This is a genomic window from Canibacter oris (genome assembly GCF_014197205.1).
GTDB classification, from domain to species: Bacteria; Actinomycetota; Actinomycetes; order Actinomycetales; family Microbacteriaceae; genus Canibacter; species Canibacter oris.
Window position 1 is genome coordinate 1 of the sequence record NZ_JACIFD010000024.1, and the last position, 9195, is coordinate 9195.

The following is a 9195-nucleotide window of genomic DNA, read 5'->3' on the forward strand; positions in this document are numbered from 1 at the left end:
CCATGCCCGGCAATCAGGGCAATCGCGGCGTAAGAGCCCTCAACTCGCTCGTGCAGCTGTGTGACCGCGGCAAAAATCATCTCCGGAGTGAGATCAGCATCAGTCGCGGTGCGCTGCAGCTCATTGGCGAGAACATTAAGCAACAGCTCAGTGTCGCTGGAGGTGTTGAGGTGGCGGCGATCCACCCCTCGCAAAGTTTCTGTGAGCTCCCGGGTGTTAGTGAGATTACCGTTGTGTACGAGAATAATGCCGTACGGCGCATTGACATAAAATGGTTGCACCTCTTGCTCTTTGTTGGCTGCGCCGCGAGTCGCGTAGCGTACGTGTCCGAGCCCCATATTGCCTAGCAGCGACCGCATATCACGGGTGCGATATGCTTCGCGTACCTGCCCTTTAACCTTCACAGTGTGAAACATTGTGCCCTCGGCTGTGGCAATGCCTGTGGAATCTTGGCCGCGGTGCTGTAGTAGCAGCAGTGCATCATAAATTTGTTGATTAACCGGTTCGGTTGCAACCATTCCTACGATGCCGCACATATGTTAGCTCTCCTATAAGCAAATATTGAGGAAAATATTGTGTTCACCACAGTCGGAATTATGGCGACAGCGGTAACCACACCCTTCTAGTTTCGCATAGAATTAAGGTGTGAGCGAAAAATCAGCGTATGCAATTTCCGGTGTTGACACCCACGCGGGTGATTTAGCAGTAAAACTTATGAAGGAAGCGGTGAGCCGCACCCATGGTCCTGAAGTTGTAGGCGGAGTTGGTGGCTTTGCGGGGCTGTTTGACGCCTCAGCGCTATTGCGGTACAAGCGGCCACTCTTAGCGAGCGCAACTGACGGAGTTGGCACCAAAGTCGCGATTGCGCAGGCGATGGATAAGCATGACACCATTGGGCAAGACCTGGTAGCGATGATTGTCGATGACATTGTAGTGGTGGGCGCGAAGCCGCTGGCGATGACCGACTATATCGCTTGTGGCAAGCTGGTTCCAGAACGTATCGCTGATATCGTGCGCGGCATCGCTAACGCCTGCGCGGCAACCGGCACAGCGTTGGTTGGTGGGGAAACTGCGGAGCACCCGGGGCTGCTCGGCATCGACGAGTATGACGTTGCGGGCGCCGCCTTTGGGGTGGTTGAGGCAGCTGATGTGTTGGGTCCTGAGCTGGTGCGTGACGGTGACGTAATTCTGGCGATGGCTGCCAGTGGGTTGCACTCTAACGGTTTCTCCCTGGTGCGACACATTATGGCGGAGTGTGGCTTGACTTATCACACGCACAGCGCAGAACTGGGTGCCACCTACGGCGAAGCGCTGCTTGAGCCAACTATGCTATACACCTCGCCGCTACTCGCAGCGATTGCGGCACATCCAGGCGCTATTCACGCACTAAGTCACATCACCGGAGGCGGTATTGCGGCAAACCTGGCGCGTGTGCTGCCACAGGGGATGTGGGCTGAGGTGGATCGTGCCACCTGGCAGGTGCCGACCGTGTTTACGCACTTGGCCGAGTTAGGCGGACACAGTCTTGCCGCCGTTGAGGGTGCTTGGAATCTCGGCATGGGGATGGCAGCGGTGGTTGCTGCGGAACAAGCGGATGCGGTTGCAGCGACACTGCGTGTGCACGGCCTTGAGGTTTGGGAAGCGGCGCGTGTGGTGCGCGGCGAGCGTGACCTAACCGGTTTTGAAGTCGGCGCAAAGGGTGTTGACGGAGGTGCCGTGCGCTTGGTTGGTGAGTATCGGCAATAGCAGCTGCTGGGTTAACACAGTTTAAGGGTGCGGGGCGTGATACGGCCCCCGCACCTATTTAAATAAGCCTTTAAATAAGCCGGTGATGCTTTGTGTGAGCAGTTAGTGTAGCGGAAGCTAGATTTTAGACGGTCTCGTCAGCGTAATCTTCTTCACTGTCGTCATTGTATTTCGCAGCGTACTCTGCCCACGGATCTTCGTATGTATCCCGTTCGGCTTCAGAGTGTAGCTCGCGCTCAAGTTCTGACAAGTCTGTGGTCGGGCTGTAATATTTCAGCTGCCGAGCGACTTTAGTGTGTTTGGCTTTTTGACGGCCGCGCCCCATATGCGTGACCCCCTCTAGACATCAGGCTGTATAAAACAGCGGCGAAACAAATAAAAATAGACGTATGCAAAAGATATTAGCATGACTAATACCGGAAACAAATTATGCCGCTCAAAAATCGCTACAAGTTCGCTGTAAACCTTACGAAAGCATAAGATGGGAGTATGAAAAAGCGCCCACTCTTAATAGCTCTCACGGTGCTGCTTGGTCTTTTACTGATTGCTGCAGCCGTGGTCTTTGTGCCTATTTTGACGCACCAAAGCGCCGGGGGCTCCGGGCAAGATCTTGCTGCAACTAGCGGACATACTGTGACCGCTGTCGGGGAGGACGGTAACACCCGTACATTGACCGTTACCACGGCAGCTGGAGCGCCCGCGGATATGCAGGCCTTACACCCCGGTGAAGTGGTTACTGTGCACGGCACCGGATATGATTCCGGAATCGGAATATACGTGAGTTTCTGTCAGATTCCGGTGGCTGGTGGGCGCCTAGGCCCGTGTCTGGGAGAGATTCCGGCAACCGAGGATCTCGCCACAGCGGCGCAAGGGCAGCTGCTTACCAGCGCCTGGATTACTGACGACCTGCTATGGCGGCAGTTCGCAACCCACGGCTGGCAGAACGCGCAGGCCGGTGAATTCAAAATTGATTTGCTGGTGCCTGCGGTGAGCAGCAACGGACTCGATTGCACCGTCACTGCCTGCGCCTTGGTGACTCGTGCTGATCACACTGCTTTAAAAGACCGCGTGCAAGATATTATGTTGCCGGTGCAGTTTGAAACCGTCAACCAGTAAGTCGTCGCCCATCCCGAGAAGCCACTCTAGTTACCCCAGTAGGCAGGAGCATATTTTGCAAACAACACACCCTTACTTCTCCGGCGGGCAGTATCCGCGCGTGGTGGCGCACCGTGGGCTGGTGACGCCGCAGCTCGCTGCCCGTGGTGTGGTGGAAAATACCCGCGAGGCAATTGCCGCCGGCATTGCTGCGGGAGCGCACGCGATTGAGTCTGATTGTCATGTCAGTGCAGATGGGGTGGCCATTTTGGTGCACGATCCGGACCTGCAGCGGGTAATTGGGGATCCGCGGCGGGTGCGCGATTTAACCGTGGCACAGCTGCGAGAGCTGCTGGAGCCCTGCGGGGGTTTGCTGACCGTGCGGGAAGCGCTGCAGCAGTTTCCCGACACGAAATTTCAACTCGATGTGAAAGTTGCGGCGGCGGCGGTTCCTGTGGGTCGAGAAATAGCAGCGCACGGGAATCGCGTGATGCTCACCAGTTTTTCCGATAAGCGCCGCAAAGTTGCTTTTACCACTGCCTCGGCACAGCTCGCAGCCACAGCGGGCACGACTGGGAGTGATGCGGCAGACGGCGATCCACACCTCGCTGCTACAGTGTTGCCGGCCGAGGCTCCGGGGCGCACCGCTTTATTGGGCATTTGGCTTGCGCTGCATGGCGGGAAGCTGTTGCGACGGTGTTTATTGCGGCAATTGCGTAAGTTTGCTGCGCTGCAGATTCCTGAGCGCTATTTCGGGATACGCGTGTTTTCGCCACAGCTGGTTGCGGCGGCGAGTTTGGTCGGTGTGGAGGTGCATGTTTGGACGATTAACGATCCAGAGCAGATGCGGCGGTTGGTCGCTGCCGGGGCCGCAGGTATTATTACCGACCGGGCGCACACTGCTTTGCAGGTGTTGCGGTGAAATTAGCGTAATAAACCCGGCTATTTTTTGGACTTGGTATATTGAAAAACATGGGAGACATGAAACCAGAGACAGCAGCCACCCCCGAGCCGGCACCAAATTCGCTCCGGATTGCAAAACGCACCGTTTTTTCGTGGGTGCTTTGGGACTGGGCAACCCAGCCTTTTCACACTCTGTTGGTGACTTTCATCTGGGTTTCTCTCTACCTGGTTTCTGATGCCTTCCTGCCACCGGAGGTGGCGGCGTTGGGCAGCGACGGAAAACTTGATTGCGCAGGCGCAGACTCCGCCTCTAGCTACTGCGAAGGGCTTGCGAAGCTCTCAAGTGATTACGGCCTAATCACATTCTTTGCCGGGCTCGTGGTGCTGATTCTAGCGCCGGCCTTGGGGCAGCAAGCAGATTCGCGCGGCAAAAAGAAACAATGGGTTGTGATGAGTACCGTGCTGCTCATACTGCTGCAGTTCTCACTGTTTTTTGTGGAGGCTGATCCACGGCTCTTCATCCTTGGCGCAATAATAATTGCACTGGGCTCGGTGGCGAGCGAGATTGCGGGTGCTAGCTACAACGCTATGCTGTTCGATGTTTCAACCCCGAAGAACATCGGGAAAATCAGCGGGCTTGGATGGGGTAGCGGATACTTGGGCGGAATTTTTGCGCTGGTCATAGTGATTGTTGTCACTAACCTCAACTGGTTTGGGATGGACACCTCAAACGGGATGGCATACCGGCTGATTGCTGTTGGCGCAGGTGTTTGGACCCTGCTTTTTGCGTTGCCATTCCTGTTTTTCGTGCCGGAGTCGCCGGTGCGTGGGGACAAGAAAAAAGTTAGCTTCCTGAGGTCTTACAAAATTGTGGTGCAGGATTTATGGCGGATTTTTAAGCACCATCGCACAGTTTTCGGGGTGTTGATTTCGAGCGCTATTTACCGTGATGGCATCATCGGAGTTTTTGTGTTTGGTGCAATCCTTGCGAGTCTTACCTTTGGTTTCACTCCGACTGAGGTGATGCTGTTTGGTGTGGCGCTGAATATTGTTGCTGGCCTGACAACCATGCTGGTGGGTGCCTTCGAAGATAAGGTTGGAGCTCGCAACGTGATTCTCGGCTCACTGCTGCTCTTGATTGTGTGCTTGCTTGCGATTTTCTTCCTACGTGACTACGGCAAGATTGTGTTCTGGGCTGGCGGGCTGCTAATCGCCGCAACTGTCGGCCCGGCGCAGTCGGCAACCCGCTCGCTGCTGAGCCGTTTAACTCCGCCGCAGAACCAGGGCGAGGTGTTTGGCATGTATGCCACAACTGGCCGTGCTGTGAGCTTCTTAGCGCCCGCTGCTTGGACCGCAGCAATCGGAATCTTCGGCTCTGCTCACTTCGGTGCGCTAGGCATTGCAACGGTGTTGGTGATTGGTCTAATTGCCTTCTGGTTGATGGTTCCAGCACGAGTGCAACATGAAGTGCGTGAGGCGGCCTTGGCTTAAATTCTTTGGCTTTAATTTGTACGGCTTTATAGACGCTGGTTTATTTGTTGGTGCTGTGCTAGGCTTGTGAGGTTGGCTGCATGCGGCAAAGCAAATTATTACGTGAGCGGTCAAGGCTCGTTTGAGGTATAACGAGTGCGGGCCAATCGGCCGAACATTGATGATCTCGCATTTGTGACGTTTTGTGCTTTGACAAAACGCTGCGCTTTGCGCTTGTAGAAAGTTAAAAAATTATGGCACGCAAACAAAAGCGTGGTTTTAAGGCACCCAAAAATTACGACCCGAATCGTGGCAAAAAACGCCAGGGGCGCAGTGCTCATCAGCATCAGGGTCGCGACGAATTCAGCGGTGGATCAAGCCGCCGTACTCAAGCTGCGCGTTTTGATCGCAGCGAACGTTCCCATGCTGAGCACTTCCGCGGTGAGCGTGCCAATCGTGGCGGCGGAGTTCGCAGCGAACGTTCTGGCCGTCGTGGCGGCGGTGATTATGATCGCGGTGGTAACTGGCGCGGGGACTTTGAGCACCGCGGCAATCGAGGTGGCGACTATCAGCATCGCAGTAAGCACGGTGGTGGTTACGCTGCTGGGCGGGATGGCCGCCGCCGCGGGCAGCGGCCGGAACCTCAGGGTCGCCGGCAGGACTATGAGCGGGATATGTGGCAGCGGTCTAACCTGCGCGACGGCTTTGAGCAGAGTCGGCGGCGGCAGCAGCCACAATCAGGCCGGATAGACGCGGTAGCTTATCAGCGTTATGAACGGGAAAACGGCAGTCGGGTGCACTTCTTCGGTAACCGTGATGATGCTCAGCTGCAGAGGCAGCGCGAGTCGTCGCGGTCGCGGGATGAGCGCAGTGGCCGCGGGGTGCAAGCCGGCCGGGAAGACCGTTTCGTGCACAGTGCTAAACAGGACCGCAAGCGAGGCGCCAAGCATGGTGCTAAACAAGGTTTCGGGAAGGGCGGCTTTATGCCAACCCCGGATGTGGTGCTGGAGCGCTTGGAAGCAACCCAGACCAGCGCAGCTGACGTCGCGCACCTGAGCTTCTCTGACCTCGGTCTCGGCGACCGTCTGTGTGACACTCTCGCGGAGATGGGCGCAACCAGCCCGTTTGCGATTCAGGCGGCAACAATTCCAGACGTGCTGCAGGGCCGTGACGTGCTCGGTCGCGGACGCACCGGCTCGGGCAAAACAATTGCTTTCGGTGCGGCGCTCGTGGAGCGGCTGTTGCAGCTGAAAGCAGAGGGCCTGTTTGACGGTGACCCACAGCCGCCAAAGCGCGAGCGGGGCAAGCGGCGAGAGTTTGTGCGTGGCCGGGCTCCGAAAGCGTTGATTATGGCGCCAACTCGTGAGCTGGCGCTGCAAATCGACAAGACTGTGCAGCCTTTGGCGCGTGCTGTTGGTCTCTTCACAACCCAGGTGGTTGGCGGAGCTTCGCTGGCGCGACAGCAGCACGCCCTGAAGCTCGGAGTTGATATTGTCATCGGCACCCCAGGGCGTGTGGAAGATTTGATTGAGCGCGGTGACCTGAACATCGGTAAAGTTGCGATCGCGGTGCTTGATGAGGCCGACCACATGGCTGAGCTTGGCTTCGTAGAGCCGGTGCAGCGCATCTGGCGCGGGGTTGCTCCCGGTGCTCAAAAACTGCTGTTTTCGGCGACGCTTGACGCACAGGTGACAAAGCTGGTAACCGAATTTCTGGTGGAGCCTGCTGTGCACGAGGTTGCTGAACAGGAGCAGAGCACCAGTGAGCATCACGTTCTCGTGGTGTTGCGCGAAGACAAAACCCAGGTGTTGACCGAAATTTTGGCGGAGGCTGTCGGCAGCGTGATTGTGTTTACCCGCACTCGTGCTTACGCAGAAACTCTGCGGGAGATGTGTGAAGATGCCGATATTAAGGCGGTGGATCTGCATGGCAACCTGAACCAGGCCAAGCGAGAGCGTAATCTCAAGCGTTTCGCGGACGGTAAAGCCCGGGTCTTGGTGGCAACGGATGTCGCTGCGCGGGGCATCCACGTTGACGATGTGGCGCTGGTGGTGCAGGCTGATCCACCAGATGATTACAAGACCTATCTGCATCGCGCTGGGCGGACCGGCCGCGCGGGGAACACCGGCACCGTGGTTACTGTGATTCCACGTAACCGACAGAAGCGCACCCGTCAACTGTTTGAAAATGCGCAGCTGGCGCCGGCTTTCTTCGGTGATTTTGGTCCTGGCGATGTCGCGCCTTGGCAGGAAACTGCATACGACGTTGACTATGCGGAGGATTTCACTGCCGGCGAGGCGTTCTAACGCCCAAAGTTCGGTGCGTTAACCGGTGTAGGGCTCAACCCTGGGTGCTGCTACAATGCGAGAAAACCCGTGCTGCGCTGTGCGCAGGGCGGGTTTTCTGTTTGTTGCATCCAGATATTATTGAAGCAGTTTGTATAAAATATATAAAAAAGCGGTCTGGGTGCAGTGCGGCTTTGTGGCTGAGATGATAACAGATGCGAGCCGAAAATAACCGCGCTAAGGTAGTAACCACGAAACGGCAAAGGAGTCAAAATGCAACCTACCCCAAAAATCGATGTGAGCCTGCTGGGCAAAGAGCTGCTCGGTAAATGGCGTGACGAGCGCTTAGCGTCACGACAGATTGCAGCGGATCCAGAGATGCAGCACATCCCTGGGCTGACTATGCAGGAGCAGCGCGAGCGAGTTTTTGGGCAACTGCACGAGTTGGTGCGGCGGCAGGCGATTCAGCGTGCCTTTCCGGCGAGTGTCGGCGGCGGAGATAACCATGGCGGGAGCATCGCCGCGTTCGAAGAACTGGTTTTCGCTGATCCTTCGCTGCAAATTAAAAGCGGAGTGCAGTGGGGGCTGTTTGGCGCCGCGATTTTGCATCTCGGCACCACGGCACATCATCAGCAGTGGCTGCCCGACGTGCTCAGCCTAAAGCTACCGGGCGCTTTCGCAATGACAGAAATCGGGCACGGCTCTGACGTGGCATCAATTGGCACCACCGCAACATATTTGCCTGAAACTGAAGAGTTCGAGATTCACACCCCGTACCGCGCGGCCTGGAAAGATTACCTCGGCAACGCGGCGCTGCATGGGCAAGCAGCGGTGGTGTTTGCGCAGCTGATCACCAAAGATGTAAACCACGGTGTGCACGCCTTTTTCGTGCCGATCCGCACCCCAGAAGGTGAAATGTTGCCGGGCGTTGGCAGCGAAGACGACGGCTTTAAAGGTGGTTTGAACGGCATCGACAACGGGCGCTTACACTTTAACCGGGTGCGGATTCCGCGCACTAATTTGCTTAACCGCTACGGTGATGTTGCGGCAGACGGCACCTACAGCTCGCCAATCACCAACCCGGGACGACGTTTCTTTACTATGCTCGGCACCCTGGTGCAGGGCCGCGTTTCCCTCGACGGCGCCGCGGTGAATGCGCAGAAGCTGGCGCTGGCAGTTGCGCTCACCTACGGCAATGAGCGCCGTCAATTCCCCGGCCCAGACGGGAAAGAGCGCGTGCTTAACGATTACGGGCTACATCAGCGCCGACTGCTGCCGCGGTTGGCTCGCACCTATGCGATGCAGTTCGCGCACGAGCGGCTACTGACCGTGTTTGACGAGGTTTTCAGCGGCAAAAACGACAGTGATGACAACCGGGAAGCATTGGAGACTCTCGCGGCAGCGCTGAAACCGCTGTCAACCTGGGCGGCGCTTGACACGCTGCAGGAGTGCCGCGAAGCCTGCGGCGGCTCCGGGTTTATCGCGAAAAACCGCTTTGTTTCACTGCGGCAAGACCTTGACATTTATGTCACCTTCGAGGGAGATAACCATGTGCTGCTGCAGTTGGTTGGCAAGCGACTGCTGGCAGACTACGCCAAGAGCTTCAAGGACATCGAACCCAAAGACGCCCTGGTGAAAGCCGCGAAGCAGCAGCTGATTAATAAACTCAGTCGTTTCGGGCTGCGGCAGGTGGTGC

8 protein-coding genes are annotated in these 9195 nt (G+C 56.8%); 6 read left to right on the forward strand and 2 right to left on the reverse strand.

Annotated features, from left to right (window positions below):
- A partial coding sequence (locus F5897_RS07785) for a class II glutamine amidotransferase (RefSeq protein WP_183305091.1) occupies positions 1-536 on the reverse strand: 536 nt, incomplete at its 3' end.
- A 109-nt stretch (positions 537-645) separates the two neighbouring features.
- Here F5897_RS07785 and purM point away from each other — a divergent pair.
- Positions 646-1746, forward strand: a complete 1101-nt coding sequence (gene purM, locus F5897_RS07790; RefSeq protein WP_183305092.1) for a phosphoribosylformylglycinamidine cyclo-ligase — start codon at positions 646-648, stop codon at positions 1744-1746.
- A gap of 124 nt (positions 1747-1870) precedes the next feature.
- On the opposite strand, the gene F5897_RS07795 is transcribed toward purM, so the two are convergent.
- Positions 1871-2071, reverse strand: a complete 201-nt coding sequence (locus F5897_RS07795) for a DUF3073 domain-containing protein (RefSeq protein WP_124825122.1) — start codon at positions 2069-2071, stop codon at positions 1871-1873.
- A 164-nt stretch (positions 2072-2235) separates the two neighbouring features.
- Between F5897_RS07795 and F5897_RS07800 the strand changes: the two genes are divergently transcribed.
- The 5 genes from F5897_RS07800 to F5897_RS07820 form a co-directional block, all read left to right on the forward strand.
- A complete protein-coding gene (locus F5897_RS07800; protein WP_183305093.1) occupies positions 2236-2862 on the forward strand; it encodes a hypothetical protein in 627 nt (208 codons plus the stop codon).
- A 55-nt stretch (positions 2863-2917) separates the two neighbouring features.
- Complete coding sequence (locus F5897_RS07805) at positions 2918-3763, forward strand: glycerophosphodiester phosphodiesterase family protein (protein WP_183305094.1); 846 nt, start codon at positions 2918-2920, stop codon at positions 3761-3763.
- A 50-nt stretch (positions 3764-3813) separates the two neighbouring features.
- Entirely contained in the window at positions 3814-5235 is a 1422-nt protein-coding gene (locus tag F5897_RS07810) for an MFS transporter (RefSeq protein WP_183305095.1), read from the forward strand.
- 233 nt (positions 5236-5468) lie between these two features.
- Positions 5469-7520: a DEAD/DEAH box helicase gene (locus tag F5897_RS07815; protein WP_183305096.1), complete on the forward strand. Its 2052-nt coding sequence runs from the start codon at positions 5469-5471 to the stop codon at positions 7518-7520.
- 252 nt (positions 7521-7772) lie between these two features.
- A partial coding sequence (locus F5897_RS07820) for an acyl-CoA dehydrogenase family protein (RefSeq protein WP_183305097.1) occupies positions 7773-9195 on the forward strand: 1423 nt, incomplete at its 3' end.